The 21983-nt window shown below is 46.6% G+C and carries 20 protein-coding genes; 13 read left to right on the plus strand and 7 right to left on the minus strand.

Annotated elements, in window-relative coordinates; all coding sequences use genetic code 11:
- Positions 1-39: 39 nt before the first annotated feature.
- The 3 genes from Q0N89_RS01125 to Q0N89_RS01135 form a co-directional block, all read right to left on the minus strand.
- On the minus strand, positions 40-2358 hold the full coding sequence (locus Q0N89_RS01125; protein WP_294032975.1) for an NADP-dependent malic enzyme: 2319 nt from the start codon (positions 2356-2358) through the stop codon (positions 40-42).
- Positions 2359-2505: 147 nt separating this feature from the next.
- Positions 2506-3510, minus strand: a complete 1005-nt coding sequence (gene hemB, locus Q0N89_RS01130) for a porphobilinogen synthase (RefSeq protein ID WP_294032976.1) — start codon at positions 3508-3510, stop codon at positions 2506-2508.
- Positions 3511-3704: 194 nt separating this feature from the next.
- Positions 3705-4190: a hypothetical protein gene (locus Q0N89_RS01135; protein ID WP_294032977.1), complete on the minus strand. Its 486-nt coding sequence runs from the start codon at positions 4188-4190 to the stop codon at positions 3705-3707.
- Between the two features lie 232 nt (positions 4191-4422).
- On the opposite strand from Q0N89_RS01135, the gene ruvB reads away from it, so the two are divergent.
- The 9 genes from ruvB (at position 4423) to Q0N89_RS01180 (ending at position 12626) form a co-directional block, all read left to right on the plus strand.
- Positions 4423-5418, plus strand: coding sequence for a Holliday junction branch migration DNA helicase RuvB (gene ruvB / locus Q0N89_RS01140; protein ID WP_294032978.1), 996 nt, complete (start codon positions 4423-4425; stop codon positions 5416-5418).
- A gap of 91 nt (positions 5419-5509) precedes the next feature.
- Positions 5510-6046, plus strand: a complete 537-nt coding sequence (locus Q0N89_RS01145) for a DUF3465 domain-containing protein (protein WP_294032979.1) — start codon at positions 5510-5512, stop codon at positions 6044-6046.
- Positions 6047-6077: 31 nt separating this feature from the next.
- Positions 6078-7313, plus strand: coding sequence for a phospholipase A (locus tag Q0N89_RS01150; RefSeq protein WP_294032980.1), 1236 nt, complete (start codon positions 6078-6080; stop codon positions 7311-7313).
- 12 nt (positions 7314-7325) lie between these two features.
- Positions 7326-8108 carry a competence protein ComF gene (locus tag Q0N89_RS01155; protein ID WP_294032981.1) on the plus strand — a complete coding sequence of 261 codons (783 nt, stop codon included), beginning with the start codon at positions 7326-7328 and terminating at the stop codon, positions 8106-8108.
- Between the two features lie 7 nt (positions 8109-8115).
- Positions 8116-8628 carry a prepilin-type N-terminal cleavage/methylation domain-containing protein gene (locus Q0N89_RS01160; protein ID WP_294032982.1) on the plus strand — a complete coding sequence of 171 codons (513 nt, stop codon included), beginning with the start codon at positions 8116-8118 and terminating at the stop codon, positions 8626-8628.
- Positions 8628-9605, plus strand: a complete 978-nt coding sequence (locus tag Q0N89_RS01165; protein WP_294032983.1) for a pilus assembly protein PilW — start codon at positions 8628-8630, stop codon at positions 9603-9605. Before Q0N89_RS01160 ends, Q0N89_RS01165 begins: the two co-directional genes overlap by 1 nt.
- Positions 9602-10330: a hypothetical protein gene (locus Q0N89_RS01170; protein WP_294032984.1), complete on the plus strand. Its 729-nt coding sequence runs from the start codon at positions 9602-9604 to the stop codon at positions 10328-10330. Before Q0N89_RS01165 ends, Q0N89_RS01170 begins: the two co-directional genes overlap by 4 nt.
- Before the next feature lie 304 nt (positions 10331-10634).
- Positions 10635-11414, plus strand: coding sequence for a hypothetical protein (locus Q0N89_RS01175; RefSeq protein ID WP_294032985.1), 780 nt, complete (start codon positions 10635-10637; stop codon positions 11412-11414).
- A gap of 153 nt (positions 11415-11567) precedes the next feature.
- Complete coding sequence (locus Q0N89_RS01180; RefSeq protein WP_294032986.1) at positions 11568-12626, plus strand: glycosyltransferase family 2 protein; 1059 nt, start codon at positions 11568-11570, stop codon at positions 12624-12626.
- Here the strand turns inward: Q0N89_RS01180 and Q0N89_RS01185 are convergent.
- Positions 12623-13195 carry a 4'-phosphopantetheinyl transferase superfamily protein gene (locus Q0N89_RS01185; RefSeq protein WP_294032987.1) on the minus strand — a complete coding sequence of 191 codons (573 nt, stop codon included), beginning with the start codon at positions 13193-13195 and terminating at the stop codon, positions 12623-12625. The genes Q0N89_RS01180 and Q0N89_RS01185 overlap by 4 nt on opposite strands.
- A 73-nt stretch (positions 13196-13268) precedes the next feature.
- Positions 13269-13790 carry a peptidoglycan-associated lipoprotein Pal gene (gene pal / locus Q0N89_RS01190; RefSeq protein WP_294032988.1) on the minus strand — a complete coding sequence of 174 codons (522 nt, stop codon included), beginning with the start codon at positions 13788-13790 and terminating at the stop codon, positions 13269-13271.
- Between the two features lie 231 nt (positions 13791-14021).
- Here pal and pepN point away from each other — a divergent pair, with 231 nt between their 5' ends.
- The 4 genes from pepN to Q0N89_RS01210 all read left to right on the plus strand — a co-directional run bounded on the left by pepN (position 14022) and on the right by Q0N89_RS01210 (position 19635).
- The gene (pepN, locus tag Q0N89_RS01195; protein WP_294032989.1) at positions 14022-16595 is read left to right on the plus strand and encodes an aminopeptidase N; all 2574 of its coding nucleotides are present in this window, start codon (positions 14022-14024) and stop codon (positions 16593-16595) included.
- Between the two features lie 139 nt (positions 16596-16734).
- Entirely contained in the window at positions 16735-17439 is a 705-nt protein-coding gene (locus Q0N89_RS01200) for a DUF805 domain-containing protein (RefSeq protein WP_294032990.1), read from the plus strand.
- Between the two features lie 127 nt (positions 17440-17566).
- Positions 17567-18925, plus strand: a complete 1359-nt coding sequence (locus Q0N89_RS01205; RefSeq protein WP_294032991.1) for a 3-deoxy-D-manno-octulosonic acid transferase — start codon at positions 17567-17569, stop codon at positions 18923-18925.
- Positions 18922-19635: a 16S rRNA (uracil(1498)-N(3))-methyltransferase gene (locus tag Q0N89_RS01210; protein WP_294032992.1), complete on the plus strand. Its 714-nt coding sequence runs from the start codon at positions 18922-18924 to the stop codon at positions 19633-19635. Before Q0N89_RS01205 ends, Q0N89_RS01210 begins: the two co-directional genes overlap by 4 nt.
- Before the next feature lie 112 nt (positions 19636-19747).
- On the opposite strand, the gene Q0N89_RS01215 is transcribed toward Q0N89_RS01210, so the two are convergent.
- The gene (locus Q0N89_RS01215; protein ID WP_294032993.1) at positions 19748-20644 is read right to left on the minus strand and encodes an EamA family transporter; all 897 of its coding nucleotides are present in this window, start codon (positions 20642-20644) and stop codon (positions 19748-19750) included.
- Between the two features lie 79 nt (positions 20645-20723).
- Complete coding sequence (locus Q0N89_RS01220) at positions 20724-21968, minus strand: GDSL-type esterase/lipase family protein (protein WP_294032994.1); 1245 nt, start codon at positions 21966-21968, stop codon at positions 20724-20726.
- Between the last annotated feature and the right edge of the window lie 15 nt (positions 21969-21983).

The raw sequence follows: 21983 nt of genomic DNA on the forward strand, positions 1-21983 counted from the left end.
TGCCAGCGCTTAGGCTGACATTTTTGGCGCTTGGCAGGATTACTGCGCAGCTTTTTGAGCTTCGGTCACCGCAACCGCAGTCATATTGACGATACGGCGAGCGGTCGATGATGGTACTAGGATGTGTACCGGTTTTTCTGCGCCTAGTAGGACAGGGCCGATAGCTGCTGAGCCAGTCGCCGCCTTGATTAGGTTAAAGGCGATGTTGGCAGCGTCAAGCGTTGGCATGATCAGCAGGTTGGCTGAGCCATTAAGCGTGCTAAATGGATGGTTCTCTTCACGCAGGCGAGCATCTAGTGCGGTATCGCCGTGCATTTCGCCATCAAATTCAAAGTCCACATTCATCTGAGTCAGTAGCTCATGCACACGGCGCATCTTGATGGCTGATTCTTTGTTTGACGTGCCAAAATCAGAATGTGATAGCAACGCTACTCGTGGCTCAACACCAAAGCGACGCACGCTCTCAGCTGCCAAGACAGTCATCTCGGCCAGCTGTTCGGCGGTTGGGTCTTCGTGAATATATGGGTCAGCGATGAATAGGGTGCGGTTTTGCATGATGACACCACTCATGGCGTAGTAGTCGCTCACGCCTTGACGCTTGCCAATCACACGGCGGATGTAGTTCAAGTGCAAATCGTAGTAACCAAAAGTACCACACAGCATACCATCAGCATCACCTTGTTCAACCATCATTGCACCAAGTAGCGAGCTCTTACGGCGCATATCACGGCGAGCCAGCTCTTCTGAGATGCCTAGGCGTTGGTTGTTTTTTAGGTAGTACTTCCAGTATTCATCGTGCTTAGGATTGTTATTCAGATCCACGACTTCGACATTATTACCGATCGATAGGCGCAGGCCTAGTGCATCGATTTGGGCTTGGATGACATCAGGGCGACCGATTAAAATTGGTTTTGCCATGTTTTCATCGACGACGACTTGAACAGCACGCAGAACATTCGGGTCTTCACCTTCGGCATAGACGATGCGTTTTGGCGCTTGTTTGGCTTGGGTAAAGACAGGCTTCATCGCCAAGGCTGAGTTATAGACGAACTCAGATAGGGTTTGGCGATAGGCATCAAAGTCTTCGATTGGCAATGTTGCCACGCCAGAATCCATAGCAGCTTTGGCGACAGCTGGGGCGATCTCTAGGATTAGATTTGGCTCTAGTGGGCCAGGGATTAGGTATTCACGGCCAAACTTATTGCCCATATCGCCTTTGACTTTTTCGCTCTCGCCGATTGAGATTTCGGTATGCGCCATGGCTGCGATAGCGTGTACACAAGCGATTTTCATCTCTTCATTGACGATGGTCGCACCAACATCTAGCGCACCACGGAAGATGTATGGGAAGCATAGGGCATTGTTGACTTGGTTTGGATAGTCAGAACGGCCTGTTGCCATGATGACATCTGAGCGAGCAGCGTGCGCAAGCTCTGGCATGATTTCAGGCGTTGGGTTGGCTAGGGCGAAGATGATTGGGTCTTTTGCCATGCGTTTGACCATCTCTGGGGTCAAGATACCTGGACCTGACAAGCCTAAGAAGAAATCAGCATCGCCGATGACTTCGTCAAGGGTGGTGGCATCGGTATCTTGGGCGAAGCGTTGTTTTGATTCGTCAAGATTTTCACGGCGGGTATTGATGACGCCACGAGAGTCTAGGACGAAGATGTTCGAGCGGCTCACGCCCAAGGCAATGATCAGCTCAAGACAGCTGATGGCAGCAGCGCCTGCACCTGAGCAGACGACTTTGATTTGGCTGATGTCTTTATTGACGATTTTTAGGGCGTTCAATAGTGCAGCGGCGGCGATGATGGCGGTACCATGCTGATCGTCATGGAAGACAGGGATATTCATGCGCTCACGCAGTTCACGCTCGATCTTAAAGCATTCTGGCGCTTTGATGTCTTCTAGGTTGATACCACCAAAAGTCGGCTCAAGACTTGCTACCGCTTCGATGAACTTATCAGGATCATTTTGGTTAATCTCGATGTCAAAAACATCAATACCGGCGAATTTTTTGAACAAAACGCCTTTACCTTCCATCACAGGCTTCGATGCTAGCGCACCGATATTACCCAGGCCTAGTACCGCCGTACCATTGGTGATGACACCGACTAGGTTGTTACGCGCGGTATATTTGGCGGCAAGTTTTGGGTTTTTTTCGATTTCAAGACATGGGACAGCTACACCCGGTGAATATGCTAAAGCAAGGTCACGCTGGTTGGCGATTTGCTTGGTTGGGGTGACTGAGATTTTACCTGGGCGTGGGTGCTCATGGTAGTGAAGGGCAGCTTGTTCAAATTGCTGTTTTTGCAACTGTGCATCAGTCAATGATGCGGTATCGTTTTCGATTGTCATAATCCATTCCGTCTTTGGTAAGTTTGCCTAGGCAAACGGGTTTTCATGTGAAATGTGTATAAAATTTATCAGCATTTTAGCATGATTTTAACAAAATAACGCTGATAAATTAATAAAAAATAGTAGGGTAACTTTTAACTTGTGCGTTCATACTTTTTCGTTGAGTAGGCGTGCAGCATCCAGCGCAAAATAGGTCAAGATACCATCACAGCCCGCTCGGCGAAATCCTGTCAAGCTCTCAAGGATGACCGCTTCGGTGAGCCAGCCGTTTTGGATGGCGGCCATGTGCATGGCGTACTCACCCGAGACTTGATAGGCATAAGTTGGCACGCCAAAGTTATCTTTGACTTCTCGCACGATATCAAGATAAGGCTGACCTGGCTTGACCATCACCATATCAGCGCCTTCTTTGATGTCTAGGGCGACTTCGTGCAGGGCTTCGGCTCGGTTGGCAGGGTCCATTTGGTATTGTTTTTTATGGCCTTTTAGGTTGCCACTACTGCCGACGGCATCACGAAACGGCCCATAATATGCCGATGCATATTTGGCAGAATATGCCATGATAGCTGTATTGACAAAGCCAGCTGACTCAAGCGCATCACGCATCGCACCAATACGCCCATCCATCATATCGCTTGGGCTGATGACATCGGCGCCTGCTTGGGCATGGGCTAGGGTTTGCTTGACGAGTGCTTCGGTGGTGATGTCGTTCATCACATAGCCTGTGTCATTAATGATGCCATCTTGACCATGCGTGGTATAAGGGTCGAGCGCCACATCAGTCATCACAATCATATCAGGCACAGCATCTTTGATGGCACGCACCGCGCGCACAGCAAGCGTATCAGGATGATAGGCATCTTGACCATCAGCGGTCTTAAGACTAGGATTAATCACAGGAAAAATATCAATCATCCGCACGCCTTCGGCAAACAGTGCCTTGACATAGTCGATAAGTAGGTCAATCGTGTAGCGATAGACATTAGGCATACTGGCGATGGCTTGTTTTTCGCCTGCGCCTTCGATGACAAATACAGGAGCAATCAGATGACAGGGGGCTAGATGCGTCTCACGCACCATCTCACGAATGCCGTCGCTGACACGCAGGCGACGCAGGCGAGTATTGGGAAATTGGCGATTGAATGTGTACATAAAATACCCCTTGTAAGAAATATGGTGCGCAACTTAGTGTAAGCAACTTGGGGTATTATAACAAAATTTGGCGTAAAAATGGCGCTTTTGTGAGATATTTTTATGAAAAAAATATTATAATATTATAAACAAAATAGATAAAATCATGCCAAGTGTAAAACAAGTGGGCAATTTAATGAATAAAACTTACTCACTCAAAACGACATTTCGGCAAATTCACGGCATAAAGCACGGTTTTCGGCGGCAGGGTAGCTGGCTGTCCATGCACGGACATTGTGCAGGACGGCACGATAATCTCGTTGCATCGATAGCTGACGCAGGCTTTGTTGGGGATTGCTTGAGCGTGGCATAAACTGACGCAGTTGGCGATTATAAGCCTTGTCAAATCGCACTCGCTGTCTTTCGTTTAAGACTGGTGGGCAAATTTCTGATAGTACTTGCACCAAGGCAAGCTCGTATTGGCTGACGGTGAGATAGATGTCTTGGCTGGCAGGCTGAACGCTTGAGATTCGCTGATAGCGGTTGTTGTTTGCGCTAGCTGCCGATTGATAAAACGCCACGCCAAGCATCAGCACCAACAATAACGCAGACCATGACAATGGCTTGGGCGCAATTTGGCTTGAGCGTGTGTCAGTCCGAATCATAGAAATTAAGGTGCGTTCAACAGCTTGGTTTTTCATCATAAGAATCACGAAAGAGTTTGGAACTTGCTTATGATACTGTGTTGAACAAAAAAAATCCGCTTGTTAAGTGTATGTGTATTGTAGATTTTATCCAGTTTTAGCAACACTTGGGAAAAATTTAGCCCAATTGTAAGCAGTTTTTGGCAAGAGTAGGCAAATGGTAATATTTGCAAGCTGTCTGAAAAACTGTGCTAAAATAGCGAAAATTTTTGTTGTGTGATGCCAAACCATGCTAGACAATCGCCTAATCGACCCAAATACCAAAAAAGAAGATGCCACCGACCGTGCCATTCGCCCAACTTCTTTGGCTGATTATATCGGACAGCCTGATGTCAAAGAGCAGATGGGGGTATTTATCCAAGCGGCGCGCAACCGTGATGAAGCGCTTGACCATACGCTGATTTTTGGCCCACCAGGACTTGGCAAGACGACACTTGCCAATATCATCGCTCGTGAGATGGGGGGTAATCTGCGTTCGACATCTGGCCCTGTGCTTGAGCGCGCGGGGGATTTGGCGGCGATGCTGACCAATCTTGAAGCAGGCGATGTGCTATTTATTGATGAAATTCATCGACTTAGCCCTGCCATCGAAGAGATTTTGTACCCTGCGATGGAAGATTATCAGCTGGATATCATGATTGGTGAAGGGCCGGCGGCTCGCTCGATTAAGCTTGATTTACCGCCATTTACACTGGTGGCGGCGACAACACGAGCGGGGCTTTTGACATCGCCACTGCGTGACCGCTTTGGGATTGTACAGCGACTTGAATTTTATAATGTGGCGGATTTGACGACGATTGTTAAGCGTTCGGCTCGCTTGATGGGTGTGCAGATGGAACATAACGGCGCAACCGAAGTGGCTCGCCGTAGCCGTGGCACGCCACGCATCGCCAACCGCCTATTACGCCGTGTGCGTGATTATGCCGAAGTCAAAGGCAATGGCATCGTCACCGAGCAATTGGCATCAGCAGCACTGGATATGCTTGCGGTGGATAAGCAGGGGCTGGATCAACTTGACCGTCGTTATTTGATTGCGCTAAAAGAGCGGTTCAATGGCGGGCCTGTGGGTGTTGAAGCACTGGCAGCGGCACTTGCCGAAGATCGTGGCACGCTCGAAGATGTCATTGAGCCGTATCTAATCCAACAAAAATACATCGACCGCACCCCAAAAGGGCGGGTGCTGGCTGAACTTGCCATTCGCCAAAATATTGTCGATGCCTTGTAATTACAAAAATACTAGGGCAAATCCAAAAACTTTGCTATAATAGACTGTTTGCCGATTGATTATCGGTGTTTTTTTGAGTGATTGAGCTATGATGAAATTTTGGCAAATTGGCAGTGTGGCGCTCATATCGATGTTGGCATTGAGTGCGTGTAATGGCGATGGCGAAACTGCAACGACAGCAACTGCAAAAAGCAAGCAAACAGCAACCAGCACCACCCAAGATGGTGGCAAGCAGACGCAAGAGAATAACACTCAAACCAGTAAGCAAAACCAAGCAAAATCATCGCTTTGTAATAATGAGCTGATTGTCAAAAGCTATCAAGCCAAGCAGTCCAATGTCCAAGTGCGTGGCTGCGGCAAAGTCAAAGCACTCTTGACAGATGACAACAAAGGCAGTCGCCACCAAAAATTCATCGTCAGTCTCGATGGTCAAAAACAAACCATCTTGATTGCGCATAATATCGACCTTGCTCCACGAGTGGATGCGCTTGCTAAAGGTGATTGGGTGGATTTTTATGGCGAATATGAATACAGCGATAAAGGTGGTGTGGTGCACTGGACGCATCATGACCCAGCTGGTCGCCATCAAGGTGGCTATATCGAATTTCGTGGACAAAAGTATCAATAACTCATTGAGCGTTTTTTTTAGAGTATTAATGATGAAAAAATCTGTTTATGTATCTAAGCTTTCTGCATTGATTGGCTGTGGTGTGATGAGTCTCAATGCATATGCAACTGATCCTGTTTCTGCCCAAATCCCAGCGGTGCAACCAACTGCCATGCCTAGCGTGCCACCAGCGGATGCGCCGCCTGCTGTGATCGATCGAGCTCGTGGTGAGCAGCTATTTTTGGAGTGTGCATCACTAAACCACGATGCAACTCGGTTGGCATGTTTTGATTCGCTAGCACAAGGTCAAATACCAAATATCACAAGCCCAAAGCGCCAAATTGCCCTGTCAGATACCGCAAAAAGTGCCTTTAAGGGTGATTTTCAGGTTGTCTATGCTGATGAATCAAAAAGCATTGCTAAGCCTGATGAGCTACCAACATCTCAAGAGCTAGAAGCGGCAGCTGATAGATATTCACCGCTTAGCTTAGCATTTGACTTGGATAAGAATAACACAGGCCTTTGGCAAGCACGCCCGCATAATCCTATGTATGTATTGCCATTGTATCTTAATGCCAATCCAAACCGACACCCACAGACGCCATCTCGTGAGCAAGTGGATTATAGCCAACAAGAAATGCAGATTCCTGAAATGAAGTTTCAGTTATCAGTCAAGGCAAAAGCCGCCGAAAATCTACTAGGTACAGATGCTGATCTATGGGTTGGTTATACACAGCAGTCGCATTGGCAGGTGTATAATTCTGATCATTCTCGCCCATTTCGTGCGCACGACTATCAGCCAGAAGTCTTTGTGACGCAGCCTGTGAGCGCTGATTTGCCGTGGGGTGGTCGCCTGCGTATGCTTGGTGCTGGTGCGGTGCATCATTCTAATGGTGAAGAAGGTGATATGTCTCGTTCATGGAACCGTGCTTATCTGATGGCAGGCATGGAGTGGGGTAATTTGACAGTAATGCCACGCCTATGGGCACGCATCAATAACGAAAACACACGAGATGATGACAACCCTGATATCACCGATTATTATGGCTATGGCGATGTCAAATTCCTATATCCTGTCAATGGTGGTAATGTGTCAGGTACTGTCCGCTACAATCCTAGCACCAATAAAGGGGCTGTACAGCTAGACTATGTGCACCCGATCGGTAAAGGCATCAGTGGCTATGTACAGCTATTCCATGGCTATGGTCAATCCATCATCGATTATAATGCCGAAACCACAGGGGTGGGTGTCGGTGTGATGCTCAATGACTGGATGGGTTTATACTAAGATGGTGTGTGTATGATGTCGCCCAAATCTCAGCAGACATCATCACCAAAAAAGCAGGTTGCCAAGCCTGCTTTTTTGTATAAATTTTCGTCAGTAGCGCACCCAAAACTACCCCCATATTTGCCATCACTGTGGTGTGCGATGTGGCTGCGCCGTTGTGTCATCTGTCAGCAGCGGCATGCTTATTTTCGGTTGATTTGCCAAGTATGCCAAATGCAGATACCGCTTCGGCTGGCACCTAGGGTTATCGAAGTGGCAGGCGAGCCATCACTGCGATTACGCCTATATCCGATGAGCTATTATCAATATCCCATTAATCGTATTATTCATCAGTTTAAAGAAAATGAAGATATTCAAGCCTTGCTTGCGCTGATTGCGTTGATTCGGACATTGCCAAAGCCTGTCGGCTGTCATGCGACAAATACCGCCATCGTCTCCATCCCTACGACTCAGACACGCATACGCCGTCGCGGATTTAATCCGACAGATATACTAGCAAGGCATTTGGCACATCATTGGTCTTTACCTTTGTATTATGGTGTTGCACGCCGAGATGGCGCACGGCAGCAGCGTGGGCTAAATAGACAGCAGCGACTTAATAATATGCAATCGGAATTTTGGGTTAGTGACGCCAAGCTACCGTGTCAGCAGTTGATTATTTTTGACGATGTAGTGACAACGGGGGCGACATTGACCCAGATGGCAAGCTGTCTAAAAGCTGAATTTCCATCTGTCAAGCTGATGGCAGTATGCCTTGCGCATGGCTCTATTGAGTTTGGACTGCCTTATTTATGAGATATTTATGAAACGCTTGGATCGCCAATTTGGCATGAGCCTGCTTGAAGTTGTGGTGGCGTTATTGATTTTATCCATCGCTGTGCTTGGGTTTTTGGCGGTGGGGTCAAGATCACTATTGGGTAGTGGCCAAGCTGATTTTCGCTCGCAGGCAGTGACATTAATTAGTGGGCATTATGATGCTGTACAGTATTTTGATGAGCATCAAAAGCGTATTTATGTCCAGACATTGGCGCAAAGTATCGGCAGTGCAAGTGATATTGATGATTATATCAGACAGGTACAGGCGGTACACATCGAATGTCAAGCCGCTTGTTCTAGAGATACTTTGGCAAAGCTTAGTGCTTGGCAGTTGGCACAAAGTGCAGCGACGGCACGCATGACAGTCTTGGCCAAAAATTGCCAAACTGGTATCTGCTGGGCGCTAGCATGGGGTGATGATGCGCCACAGATCATCACTGATTGCTTTAATCCTGTACCAAAAAATAGTGCTCATTGCTTTGTACTGGGGGATGAGTGATGCGCTCAAGTCAAATGGGGTTGAGCTTGATTGAGCTATTGGTAGTGCTTGTACTGGCACTGCTACTAAGCCTTGTGATGGTTGGTGTCTATCGCACAGGGTTTGATGGTAAGGTTCGTGCACAAAATATCGCCATGCTGATGGATCAAGATGTCTCCACGGTCACGATGAATGAACAGCTGCGACTGGCAGGCAGTGGCATCGGATTATTCACGCAGATTCAGCCAAGTGCAGTAATCACTCAGCCAACCCAAATCGCTATGCTTAAGTTTCAAGGCTTGTCATCTAAGTGGCTTAGTCAAAGTCGTCATGCGGATGAGCCACCGCATTTAAATCATTTGCCATCTGATCAACTGACCATCTGGTATGTCGCACCGATGGATCTGTGGGATTGTGAAGGTGATTTGGCGCTTGGTCCACGAAAAGCACGGCTAAAAGACGGTACGATGGCGATGATAGATGGTCAAGTGGTGATTGAGCGCTATTTTGTGCAAGCTGAGAGTGATGGTAGCTTGTCACTGCGATGTGATGCTGCGCACTTTGTGACAGATGTCATCGATAGAGATGGCACTCGTGATCGTCGTGGCGTTGGAGCATCTTTTATGACTGCGATCATTGATTCTGCTGTCTCGGGTCGTGGGGCGGTGACTCAGCCTTGGGTGCTAAAAGATAGCAGTACAGCAGGCGAGATAATACTGCCAAATATAGATGGATTTTGGGTGCAGTTGTTGGTTGGCTCACAAGCTCAGTCATCGCAGGTCGCACAGATGCGTATTCATGAGTATCAATCTCAAGCCGATGGACAGCCGATATTGGGCGTGCAGTACGCCATCATCAGCCGTGCATCTCTTGCCCAACAAGGTGTACAAGCAGCGCCAATCAAAATCTTTGATCAAACAATATCACCACCTGACGATCAACTGCCACGCCGACTACACACGGCATCACTTTACTTTGATTCGGTGGTCATGCCATGAGAAACCCAAAAACTCAGCAAGGATTCGTGCTGATCGCTGTGCTGATCTTGGTGCTAGTGATTAGTACCATCGTGATGATCATGCTAAATCAGCAAAACTCAGATGTCAAATCTGCCGCCCAAAGTGCACAGCGTGCTAAGCAACTGATCATAGCCAAACAAGCGACAGCCGAGATTTGGCAAACGCCACCATCGCATCTATCGCAGATGGTGATGTCGCCCAATACATGGCTTGCTAAGCTTATGCACCAAGCATCATCTACGCACGGTGGTATCACAAGTTTGCATGCTTGCGGTGATTTGAGTCGCTCAAATATCGGATATGGTGATGGTCAATATGATGGTATGAGCATGCAATGCATCGACAAGCTTTGGTGGTATGGCTATGCTACCGCCATTGATGCTTCGCATTATTTGGTGAAATCTCATCAGCATCTACAGGCGATGCCAAATGACCAAGCTGATACTACTTCACCAACAGCAGCGAAGCAGTTGTTTTTTCAAATAGACCTGTATGCTGTAGCGATGACTTCTATTGTGTCAAGCTGTCAGGCGCAGTCCATGTATCAGCACCAAGCGCTCAGATGTCTGATTGATGCAGGTGTACATGCCAAAAGCATGGCGATGCAGTGGCTAGCCATCACAACTCAAGCGCCAGATATGCCATCACCAACGATCAAGATTATTCCCATCAAAAAGTATGAGCTCAGACTCGTGCGTGACTAATCATGAATATAAAAATCAGCTCAGTGTACAACCGTTTGATTTTTAAAATAAAAAAAATGAAACACATCCACAAATCTTACCAAAAGTAACCAAATGTAAATAAAATTGCAGCTTTGATGAATCTGGCAAGTATTGTTACCTAATGCAGGTTGTTCTTACAAAACTACCAATAAAAAGCGAGCCAAATGGGTGGTAAAAGGCGTGGTTATTCCCTAAAATGTAACCAATGATGACAAACAAACAGTTTGCTATCAGTAAGACGAACAAAACCAAACCCATATTAATTGCTTATTTGGAGAGAATTATGAAAGCAATGAAACTATCTTTGATCGCTGGTGCGGTAGTACTATCAACTTCTGCAATGGCAAATGTTGTAACTGATACAGCATCTAATGTTGCTACTGGCACTGTTAATGTTGTAAAAAACACTGGCTCAGCACTAGTTGACGGTGGTCGTACACTGGTTAAAACTGCTATCAACCCAGCAGCAATCAGCGTTGAAGCTGGTACTCTAGGCTACGGTGCAAACGTTGCTTGGGCAGTAAACGAGAAGACTTCATTGGTTGCTGGTTGGACTGGTGGCGATGTTACTGATCTAGTTGGTGATGACTTCACTTCTCGTGGTGTTACTTATCAAGTTGACACTGATCTTAGCAACCCATACCTAGGTGTACAAGTACGCCCAGCAGCGAACTGGTTCACTGTAAGCGGTGGTATCATCGTTCCTGACAATGATGTAAAAGTAAAAGCATTGGGTGACAATGGTACTTATAAGATCGGTGGCGAAGTTTACCAAGCGACTGATGTTGGTGGTCTAAACGGTACTCTAGAGCATCGTAACAAACTAGCTCCATACATGACTGTTGGTTTCCGCCCAACCATCAACAACAACTGGGGTGTGTTTGGTGAAGTTGGTGCTGCATACATGGGTGATACTCGTGCAACTATCGAAGCTGATGGTACAGGTACTATGACTGCAGAAGCTGCTCAACAAGTTGCTGACCAAGCAGCTGCTGAAATCGAAGACAAAAACTGGGGCCGTTGGGCACCAATCGCAAAAGTTGGTGTAACTTACCGCTTCTAATCACGATCTGATCGTGAACAAAACGATGCTACAGTACTGTGGCATCGTTTTTTATTGGCAGAAAAGAGTTTTTGATAAATAAATTGACAAAACTAAGATAAATACCCTAACATATTGCCAATTTCAACTCACAAATATCCATGAGTATAAATTATGAAGTTTGCAATTTTTTCAATGGTGAAGAACGAAGCTGATATTATTGAGTCTTTTGTAAGGCACAATCTAAATTTTGCAGATGAGATGTATATTTTAGACAATGGTAGCACTGACAACACTTTATCTATTCTAAAGAATTTATACGGTGAAGGTTTGCCAATCCGCCTGTTTCAAGATACAACACATGGCCATAGACAGCATCAGATACTATCAAATTTAATGCAACATATCCAAGGTGATACGGATGCAGATATATTTATGTGTTTAGATGCTGATGAATTTATTAGCATCAGCCCCAATTCCCCCCCCCAATATAGGCTGAACCAAAAAGCATTTTTTGATCAGCATTTACAAGCGGTAGCCCGGTATGGCGTCTGTGCAATGCAATGGGTGAATTATTTGCCGAATGACTCATGTGAGAATCTTGATTTTATTAATTATTTTGACGATTTTGCAAGATGTCAGATGAGTGTACCTGAGCATCAAAAGGTGATTTTTTCTCGAGATATGCTTGCTAAAGTGGTACTTGCGCAAGGAAATCATTTTTTGAGTGATAAAAATACTCAACAAAAAATTCAACATTTGGTCTTTCAAGATATTGTACTCGCGCATATTCCGATTCGATCAGCAGAGCAAGCTATAAGTAAAGTGCTAACCACGGCCATCTCTGTTAGTAGTCGTGAGATGGGAATGAATGAATCATTTCACATCTTTAATATGAAAGAGAAAATTATTAATAATAACTATACATTGGCTATCGATGAGTGTCGAGAGTTGGCGCATTATTATGGCTTGCCAGAGTTTTATCGTGAGCAGGTGGTGCTAGGTAAGGGCAGAATTAATGATGTCTATATTGAGCATAAATATTTAGATTTAATCAATTTAAGCATTGTCCACAATTTAAGAGAGCAGGCAGAAATTTTTGCCAAAAAGACCAAAGATTTGACAATGGCTTTGGCGGCAAAAGAGCAGGAATTAACCACAAGCCATCAGAGAATTTGTGAACTTGAGCGCTTATTAAAGCAAATCTCCCAAATGGGTCGGAAATATGGTTAATCCATTTGAAAAATCGCCGATAGATGTAAGCTTGGATTGATATAAGTCATATAGCCATCGTGTAGTGGGATAATGCTGTCGTTTTGTGGATGAATGTGGGCTAAATATTGTCCAAAATCCACGCCCATACCCTGTGTCAGCGTACCACCGTTTAGCTTAATCCATGATTCTTTTAATTGCCACAGGATTTGCCGATAGATGGCTTGAGTGTCTGCTGGATAATTTTGTAGATATAAATTTTCATGATGGCTAAAAAACCGCTTTGCCACCGCCTGCGTAATCGCTCGCTTTTCTACATCGACACCACATGGATAAGGACTGATAATTAGCGCCACGCAGTCTGCCGAATGGCTAAAGCTGACAAATTCCTGCGCCAGACTACCTACCATCAGCCGATAAGGAAAGTTGTCATCAGATAGTACACTTTGTTTACCCAATCTTGATAATACCAAATGCAGTAGCTCACGCACGGCAGACGACTGTAGAGATTTATCCGCCGTTGTCATCTGTGCATATGCGATGATGGTGGATTGAGATTGGTATATCCAAGGGGGGTGAATGGGCGACATGGATGGTGGCTATTGAATAAGATTTAGACAAAAAAAAGCCCAAATGAATTGAGCTTTTTTTGGATAGGGTGAATTAATACGACAATTCGGCACGGCGATTTTGTGACCATGATGCTTCGTCTGAGCCTGTGGCGACAGGGCGTTCTTCACCAAAGCTGACAATCTCAACATTAGCTTCTTTGACACCTTTATTCAGCAGATAACCACGCACCGCAGCAGCACGACGCTCGCCCAGTGACATATTATATTCACGGCTACCACGCTCATCGGTATGACCTGCGACCAGTACACGAGCGGTCTCATTGGCGGTCAAGAATTTGACTTGTTCATCCAAGATGGCAGCGGCTTGTGGCTTGATGGCATCAGAATTATAGTCAAAATGCACAAGGCTAGGCAGATTTGCGGCGGCTTGTTTGATGGCGTCTGAATTATTCACCAAAGCACCACCAGTATAGACTTTGCCTGTGTAGCCTGCCATTTGATTTGGTGCGACAACCACATCATTGGTTTGGGCTTGTTTGCTTGCACAGCCTGTGGTAATCGTAAGGGCAGGAATCATCGCAAGTGCGACTAGTTTTAGTCCGAAGTGTTTCATAGGACACCTTTGATTATTATAATGCAATCTTGGTTGCATGATTTGTTTTTGGAAAGTAAATGCACTGCCTATATGATGACAAATTTATAACAATTTGACAAGTGATTTTTGCATTGGTTGTCTAAATCGTTGCATTTACTACAACAAAACAAAGATAACGGTGGATTTGCTTTCATAAAAAAGCAATTTTTGGTAGTATGTTGTGTTATTTATCTACAAAAGAGTATATCTATGAGCGCCGAACAACCGACCAAAATTTATCTAAAAGACTATACACCGCCAAGCTTTGAAGTAAAAAAAGTGGATTTGGATATTCAGCTATTTGATGACCATGCCACTGTCGATGCTACCCTTGAGATGACCCGCCGTCATGAAGGTGAGTTGGTGCTGTTTGGGCGTAGTCTTGAGCTACAAGATATTCGCCTAAATGGTCAAGTGCTTAGCGACAATGCCTACAAAAAAGACGATGAATCGCTGACCATTCTAGATGCGCCAAATGATGCTGTGGTACAAACTCGTGTGCGTATCACCCCGCAGACCAACACCACGCTTGAAGGCCTGTATCAGTCAGGTCAGGGCGATGAGCTGATGTTTGTGACGCAGTGTGAGCCTGAAGGCTTTCGTAAGATTACCTATTTTCCCGACCGTCCTGATGTCCTGACCGAATACACCACACGACTTGAAGCGCCAAAACGCTTTAAAACTTTGCTTGCCAATGGTAATTTGATTGAGTCAGGCGATGTCGGTGATGAGCGTCACTTTACCATTTGGCATGACCCAACCAAAAAACCCAGCTACCTATTCGCCGCTGTCATCGCCAATCTAGAAGTGCTAAGCGATAGCTATACCACCATCGAAGGGCGTGATGTGCTGCTTGAAGTATATGCCACAGCGCATGATATTGATAAGTGCCATGTCGGTATGCAGGCGCTCAAAGATGCGATGAAATGGGATGAAGATAACTATGGGCGTGCCTATGACCTTGACCGCTATATGATTGTGGCGACCAGTCAGTTCAATATGGGGGCAATGGAAAATAAGGGTCTGAATATCTTTAATACCAGCTGTGTGCTGTCAAGCCCAGAGACTACGACCGATGAGCGTAGTTTTAATGTCAAATCAGTGATTGCGCATGAGTATTTTCACAACTGGACGGGCAACCGCATCACTTGCCGTGATTGGTTTCAGCTGTGCCTAAAAGAAGGTTTTACGGTATTTCGCGACCAAAGCTTTTCGGGGGATTTTCGCTCAAAAGCAGTACAGCGTATCGAAGATGTGGCAATGCTACGCTCGGCGCAGTTTGCCGAAGATGCAGGGACGTTAGCGCATCCTGTCAGACCAGAGAGCTTTGTTGAGATTAACAATTTTTACACCATGACCATCTATGAAAAAGGTGCAGAAATTGTGCGTATGCTTGCTAATTTACTTGGCAAAGATAAATTCCGTCAAGGCACGGACGAATATTTCCGCCGTTATGATGGCATGGCGGTGACGGTTGAAGATTTCTTGTCCGCCTTGTCGGTCGCTGATGAGCGAGTGTCGCTATTTATGCCGTGGTATCGTCAGCCGGGCACGCCTGTGCTGTCAGGCTCATCTCGTGTTGATGGCGATAAAGTGGTGATAAGCCTTGCCCAAAAAACTCGCCATGTGCCAAATTATGATGCGCCGATTGCACTGCCTATCCCTGTGGGTACAGCGATTTTTGATAGTGTGACAGGTGAGATGTTGGCAAGCGATATGCTGCTATTGACCACAGACAGTGATGAGTTTGTCTTTGATGGCATCAAGCTTAGCGACGGTGCGCACCCTGTGGTGTCGGTACTGCGTAATTTCTCTGCGCCGGTGAAGCTGGATTTTGATTATACCGATGAAGATTTGGCACGCCTAGTGGCGTTCGAGACCGAAGGCTTTAACCAGTGGCAAGCCTTGCAAAGCTTGGTCAATCGTTGGCTATTTGGCAATAGCGATGATGCAAGCATCTTGACCAATGCGTTAAAAACAGCTGTTACTAAGCTTAAAGACACCGACCTGATGCTTGCTGCTCGTTTGTTTGATTTGCCAAGCGAAAAAGAGCTTGCGATGGCGTATGATACCGACTATGACCCTACAGCGGTCAAGGCACGCCGTGATGCGCTCAAATCACTGATTGCACAGTTGCTGTCTGATGTGGCGGGCGAGTGGTATGCGTCGCTTGGCAATGAAGCGTATGCTGATACGCCTGATGCTCGTGGCCGTCGATTGCTAAAAAATGTCCTACTTGACCTATCATTGACCGCAGGTATCGATGGTGCGGATGCGTGGGCGTATGCACAGTATGATAAGGCATCATGTATGAGTGAGCGACTGGGTGCACTGACAGCGATTATTCATCATAATCTTGAACAAAAACAAGTATTTATCGAGAATTTCTATGAGCGATTTAGCGATGAAGATTTGGTGATTGATACTTGGTTTAGCGCCCAAACTTCATCAAGCCATACCGGTGTCGATGAGATTGCCCGTCTCATGGCTCGTGATGATTTTGATTGGAATACGCCAAATCGTGTGCGTGCGGTGCTCGGTGCGCTCGCTGCCAAGCCAGTTCAGCTGTGGAGCGAAGCAGGCGTGGCATTGTATTTGTCAGCGGTGGAGCGACTTGACGGCAGTAATCCGCTTTTGGCGGCTCGTCTATTGACGGCATTGGCTCGTTGGCAGACACTATCTAGTGAGCCAAAAGCAGTGGTCAAAGCCAAGCTTGAACACCTGCAAACCAAAGCCAGCTCAAAAAATGTGCTTGAGTTCTTGGGCAATATGCTAAATGGCTGATGCTTGGTTTGAGATGACTATAAAGACAGGTTTGCGCCTGTCTTTTTATTTTTGTCCTGTAGATGATTGTTGAGAATTATAAAAAGTGTTATAATGATTTTTTTATTAAAAAATTGATTAACACAATGATGAGTATCTGATGAAAGGTAAGATTTTAGATTTTTCGGTGGCGCAAGGCGGTGGACTGATTCTAAGCAGTGATGGCACTCGCTATTTATTCAATGCTGACCAGTGGCATGGTCAAAGCTTGCCAAAAGCAGGGCAAGATGTGGATTTTAATATCGATGATACGCACAAGGCGATTGATATTTATCCTGATGTCTATGCGATGCCTGCGCAGAGTCAGACGGTGGCGAAGCTTGATGAGATTGGTAATAAGGTTGGTGATTCGTTTAATAAATTTGCCACCGATATCAATAACAGCTTGGTCAAAATCAACAGCAAAGAAACGCCTGCGACTTTTGTGGATTATGCGGTGCAAACCATCACCAAAAATTATGCCAATTTTAATGGGCGAGCTCGTCGCAAAGAATATTGGGGCACGATGCTTGTGTATATGATTGTCGCTGTTATCCTGTCCATGTTGATGAATATCACCTTTTGGATATCAGAATATTTGTCGTACTTTTTTGTGCTTGTGGCGTCGATTTTTTATTTGGCGACGATTGTGCCAATCATTGCGCTGACCGTGCGTCGCCTGCATGATGTGGATAAATCAGGCTGGTGGTATTTTATTTCGCTTGTACCGCTGATTGGTGGGATTTGGCTATTGATTTTGCTATGCACCGAAGGCACTCGCGGTGAGAATCAATTTGGTGCTGACCCAAAGATGCTTGAGCAATAACAGGGTGCGGATTATCGCAAGACGGGTTTTCGCCTGTCTTTTTTTATTGGCAAGTATTATCGCCATTATGGGGCGAAAATGTTACAATACGCCAATTATTTATGCCAATTTTTGCTAGTATTTTTCAATGATGACACCCGTTGCCCCGCCACTATATTATAAAGTCGCCATCAGCTTACTTGCGCCCATCTATCGGATGATGGTCAAGAAAAAATCTCGCCACAGACCAACCTTGACTCGTGAGCTGGGTGAGCGGTTTGGTGAGCGGTATCTGCCTGCACCAAAGGCAGATAAGGGGGTGATTTGGTGTCATGCTGTTTCATTAGGTGAGCTAAATACCGCTTATCCATTATTAAAAAAACTGCTCGATGCTGGCTTTGGCTTATGGATTAGCAGTACCACGCAGACGGGCTTTGAGCGAGCGAGTCGATTATTCGCTGATGAGATTGAGCAATCACGGGTGTCGCATAGCTTTGTGCCTGTGGATAGCCCTGTGGTGATACAGCGGTTCTTGGCTCATGTAAAGCCTGTGATGACGCTGTTTATCGAGACTGAACTGTGGGCGAATACTTTATATGAACTAAAAAAACACAACATCCCTGCATTGATGGTCAATGCCCGCCTAACGGACAAATCTTATCAAGGCTATGCCAAAATCACTAAGGTCAGCCGTAGTATGATGGCAAATTTGGATAAAATCATTGCCCAAGATAGCGACTCTGCCAAGCGGTTTTTGGCACTTGGGGCGAATGATGTGCAGGTTGTGGTGGTTGATTCGCTCAAATGGGTCAGCCAAAGTGGACTAACCCCTGCCAATCAACAGCTTGCCAAGACAATGGCGGATGTGATTCATACTGCGGGCAGGCGAGCAGTGTGGACGATGGCAAGTACGCACGATAGTGAAGAGTTGTTGGCACTCACTGCACATCGTCAGTTCATTGATAAACTACAAACCCTGTCCAATCAACAGGCTAACCCATTATTAATCCTAGTGCCACGCCATCCCGAACGCTTTGATGCGGTGTATCAGCTGTGCTGTGAGATGGGGCTTGTGACCGCTAGACGCTTGGCAAATGATACCATCACAGACCGGACGCAGGTGTATCTGGCGGATACGATGGGTGAGCTGATGGCATGGTATCAGCTGTGTGATGTGGCGGTGGTGGGTGGCTCATTTGTGCCTGTGGGTGGGCATAATCCGATTGAGCCGGCAAGTCTTGGCAAGCCGATTATCATGGGTAGCTATGATGATAATTGTCATCTATTGACCAAAGAGCTGCGCAAAGTGGGTGCGCTGGCGCAATTGGATGCCACAGATGCACAGGTAGCAGATAAGCTTATTGAGGCGCTGGTACAGACCTATGTCTATCGCTGGAGTGGCGAGCAGGGCGAACGACTTGTCAAAGCCAAGCAATCAGCACTGACGCATCAGTTTGATGAGATTATGAGCGTGCTACATCATACAGAGAATGGGCATGGATTATGAATATTATCTTATTAAACCCAAGCGACATCACAGGTGAGACAGTACTCATCAATGACAAGACGACCATCGCACATATCCGCACAGTGCTCGGGGCAGGCGTGGGCGATACCCTAAAGGTCGGCTGTCGTCATGGGCTCATCGGTACAGCCATCATCATGCGAATGGGTGATGATGGCATTCATCTGGGTATGCTTAGCCTTGATAAATCACCACCGCCGAAGCTGAATCTGACCGTCATATTAGCACTGCCCCGTCCAAAGGTGCTACGCCGCCTTGTGATGGATATGACAGCAATGGGGGTAAATCGCATTGTGCTTATCAATAGCTATCGCACGGACAAATCCTATTGGAGCTCGCCATTATTAAATAAAATTGATGAATACATTACCGAAGGGCTACAGCAGGGCATTGATACCGTGCCACCGCAGATTGTGATGGCAAAGCGGTTCAAGCCCTTTGTCCAAGACGAGCTACCTGTCATCATCGGTGATGGTAAGGCGCTCGTGGCGCATCCTTATGCGGATATCGGCTTTGGCACGGTGGTGCAAGATGGCTTGCCGAGCGTGCTTATCGTCGGTGCTGAAGGGGGGTTTATCCCTTATGAAATTGAGCTATTAGGCAGTGTCGGGGTGCAGGCGGTGAGTCTGGGCAGTCGCATTTTACGCACTGAATCAGCGGTCAATGCACTGCTGGGTCGATGGCTGGATTGATTTGGCTGACTGACTAATTAGCTACCTGATTGATAAGATGGCAAATTGTCAGCTTGATAAAGTTGTAAAGTTATCATCGGCATATCAATCTTGGCGTATCACTTCATTAACATTAACGATGAATCAGGGCATTTGCCAAAGTCGCCCCAATAATCAGTGCCACACCAATCATCTGTAAGGGTAGTAGTGGCTGACCAAGTAGCACAATCGCCAAGATAATCGCTGTCAATGGCTCAATGATGGTAAAGACCGATGCCGTCGTGGCAGGTAGTTTATTGAGCGCAGTCATATACAGAAAAAACGGTGCAATCGTACCAACCAGACTAAGCCCAATCACATAAACCCATGCCTGCATCGGTAGCGTCAACACCGTCTGATAAGTGGCAAAGGTCTGGGGTAAAAATAGCAGGGCAATCGCACTAAATGCCACCGAGCTAAAAAACACCATCTGTGTCGAGTGGTTAAACGACATCGCTTTTTTGCCCAAAATGCCGTACAGCGAATAGCATAGCCCTGACAACAGACCGACCGCCACGCCCATATTCAGGCTAAATGTATCACCTGCCATCAAGCACGCCACACCGATGACGGCAACGATGGCAAGTAGAGCGGATTTGAGCGAGATTTGCTCGCCTAGGATAAGCTTGGCAAGCACAAGGCTAAACACAGGCGCAGTATAAAGTAGCGCCACCGCCATGCTGACACCCACCTGACTGACCGCATAAAAATAACACAAAGTCATACCAAGCACACCGATGAGCGACTGCACGATTAGGCTGAGCCATTCTTTGGCACGCATGGTCAAAAAGGTGCGATATAAGCTTGGCAATAGCACAAGCACCATCATGCCAGCGGTAACGATGCGCAAGGTGGTGATGGCAAAGCTATCTAGCCCAAGCCTGCCAAGCTGTGTCGAAAAAATCCCCAAAGTCCCCCAACAAATCCCCGCCATGATGACTTGTAGCGAGCCGATGAGTAGCGTGCGGTTTGGGGTGGTGGTTGTATGCATGACTTGGTTAATTATTCATCAAAAAGGGAAGTTAGCATAGCATAACTTCCCGATATTACCAAGTCTTATCAATCACGCATCAGCGGACAATGCGAATGCTTGACTGGTCGTTAAGCGTGCCATTGACGGTCGGGTAATGACTGTTTGGCTGATAAGTATTGCTTGGTTGATAAAAACTGCTTGGCTGATAGCCTGTGCCTGATGATAGCGAGATGATGTCATCTGCCATCAGATTGCCCAGCTGTGTATAGCCTGAATGGGTAAAATGCACACCATCTTTTGATGCTTTACCACTATTAATCCAACCTTTCATCGAGCAGCTGCCACCCATTGCACCTTGCCAATCCCAAAACAGGGTTTGTAGGCTTTGGGCGGTTTGGCGTTGCACTTCTTGGATGTCACTGAGTTTGCTTGGGCGTGTGCCACATGAGCCAGCGGTGTTTTTGAGCGCTTCAGGGGATGAGACAATCATGATGGCGCTGTTTGGCGACGCTTTGCGAATTTGGGCGATACGCTCTGTCAGCACTTGGCGTACACGCTCAGGCTCGACGCTGTTGTAGGCTTCGTTCGTGCCGTAGGCTAGGATGATGAGATTGGGTGCGACGGTGGCAAGTTCATTTTGCCATGCCGTCATATTCCAGCGACTCCAGTGTGATAGCTCAGCGCCATTAATCCCGAGTGATGATACGGTTGCACCTGTGCCATTGGCATTAAACGCCCACCAGCCACCGATGGCTGTATCACTCATAGTGCCATTGGCGGTGATGGTGAATGGTAGCTTGGCATGGATTTTGGTAGTTTGCCAAGTGCCGTTTTTGATGGGTGCTTCGAGTGTGAAGCGATTACCATCGGCATCAACACCGCTAAGCACACCATCATACGCGCCTTGTTTGATGCTGACGATGATGTTTTGGGTGGGTTCATTGCGTTTGGATTTGATGGTGAGTGTGCTACCTGCACCATTTGGCTTGGCAATCAGACCGCCTAGCGTATAATCTTCGCTCGTGGTGCGACGGCTAGACACAGGCGTCCATTGATAATTGTCATAGCCAAATCGTGCCATGCGTTGACCGCTAAAATACATTGGCATCGCCCAGCCCATACCGCCGTTGCCATAGTGAGATTGTAGGCTTGAGCGTAGGGCGTCGGTCATGCTGTCGCCAGCGGTGTGTGAGTCGCCAAGCTGTACGATATGCACCTGTTGATTGTTCAGTGCTTGTACCAATTTGTCTGTATTTGGCTCGCCATAATTGGTCAGATAAGTCGCTTGAGCGTCAAGGCATAGGGCGGACACGAGCGTGGATAAGGCAAGTTGTTTTTTCATGACAGTTACCATTAA

Source organism: uncultured Moraxella sp., assembly GCF_945873075.1.
GTDB lineage: Bacteria > Pseudomonadota > Gammaproteobacteria > Pseudomonadales > Moraxellaceae > Moraxella.

Excerpts from the sequence above, each read along its gene's own strand:
- Q0N89_RS01125 (WP_294032975.1), bottom strand. The coding sequence starts at position 2,358 with ATGACAATCGAAAACGATACCGCATCATTGACTGATGCACAGTTGCAA.
- hemB (WP_294032976.1), bottom strand. The coding sequence starts at position 3,510 with ATGTACACATTCAATCGCCAATTTCCCAATACTCGCCTGCGTCGCCTG.
- Q0N89_RS01135 (WP_294032977.1), bottom strand. The coding sequence starts at position 4,190 with ATGAAAAACCAAGCTGTTGAACGCACCTTAATTTCTATGATTCGGACT.
- ruvB (WP_294032978.1), top strand. The coding sequence starts at position 4,423 with ATGCTAGACAATCGCCTAATCGACCCAAATACCAAAAAAGAAGATGCC.
- Q0N89_RS01145 (WP_294032979.1), top strand. The coding sequence starts at position 5,510 with ATGAAATTTTGGCAAATTGGCAGTGTGGCGCTCATATCGATGTTGGCA.
- Q0N89_RS01150 (WP_294032980.1), top strand. The coding sequence starts at position 6,078 with ATGAAAAAATCTGTTTATGTATCTAAGCTTTCTGCATTGATTGGCTGT.
- Q0N89_RS01155 (WP_294032981.1), top strand. The coding sequence starts at position 7,326 with ATGATGTCGCCCAAATCTCAGCAGACATCATCACCAAAAAAGCAGGTT.
- Q0N89_RS01160 (WP_294032982.1), top strand. The coding sequence starts at position 8,116 with ATGAAACGCTTGGATCGCCAATTTGGCATGAGCCTGCTTGAAGTTGTG.
- Q0N89_RS01165 (WP_294032983.1), top strand. The coding sequence starts at position 8,628 with ATGCGCTCAAGTCAAATGGGGTTGAGCTTGATTGAGCTATTGGTAGTG.
- Q0N89_RS01170 (WP_294032984.1), top strand. The coding sequence starts at position 9,602 with ATGAGAAACCCAAAAACTCAGCAAGGATTCGTGCTGATCGCTGTGCTG.
- Q0N89_RS01175 (WP_294032985.1), top strand. The coding sequence starts at position 10,635 with ATGAAAGCAATGAAACTATCTTTGATCGCTGGTGCGGTAGTACTATCA.
- Q0N89_RS01180 (WP_294032986.1), top strand. The coding sequence starts at position 11,568 with ATGAAGTTTGCAATTTTTTCAATGGTGAAGAACGAAGCTGATATTATT.
- Q0N89_RS01185 (WP_294032987.1), bottom strand. The coding sequence starts at position 13,195 with ATGTCGCCCATTCACCCCCCTTGGATATACCAATCTCAATCCACCATC.
- pal (WP_294032988.1), bottom strand. The coding sequence starts at position 13,790 with ATGAAACACTTCGGACTAAAACTAGTCGCACTTGCGATGATTCCTGCC.
- pepN (WP_294032989.1), top strand. The coding sequence starts at position 14,022 with ATGAGCGCCGAACAACCGACCAAAATTTATCTAAAAGACTATACACCG.
- Q0N89_RS01200 (WP_294032990.1), top strand. The coding sequence starts at position 16,735 with ATGAAAGGTAAGATTTTAGATTTTTCGGTGGCGCAAGGCGGTGGACTG.
- Q0N89_RS01205 (WP_294032991.1), top strand. The coding sequence starts at position 17,567 with ATGATGACACCCGTTGCCCCGCCACTATATTATAAAGTCGCCATCAGC.
- Q0N89_RS01210 (WP_294032992.1), top strand. The coding sequence starts at position 18,922 with ATGAATATTATCTTATTAAACCCAAGCGACATCACAGGTGAGACAGTA.
- Q0N89_RS01215 (WP_294032993.1), bottom strand. The coding sequence starts at position 20,644 with ATGCATACAACCACCACCCCAAACCGCACGCTACTCATCGGCTCGCTA.
- Q0N89_RS01220 (WP_294032994.1), bottom strand. The coding sequence starts at position 21,968 with ATGAAAAAACAACTTGCCTTATCCACGCTCGTGTCCGCCCTATGCCTT.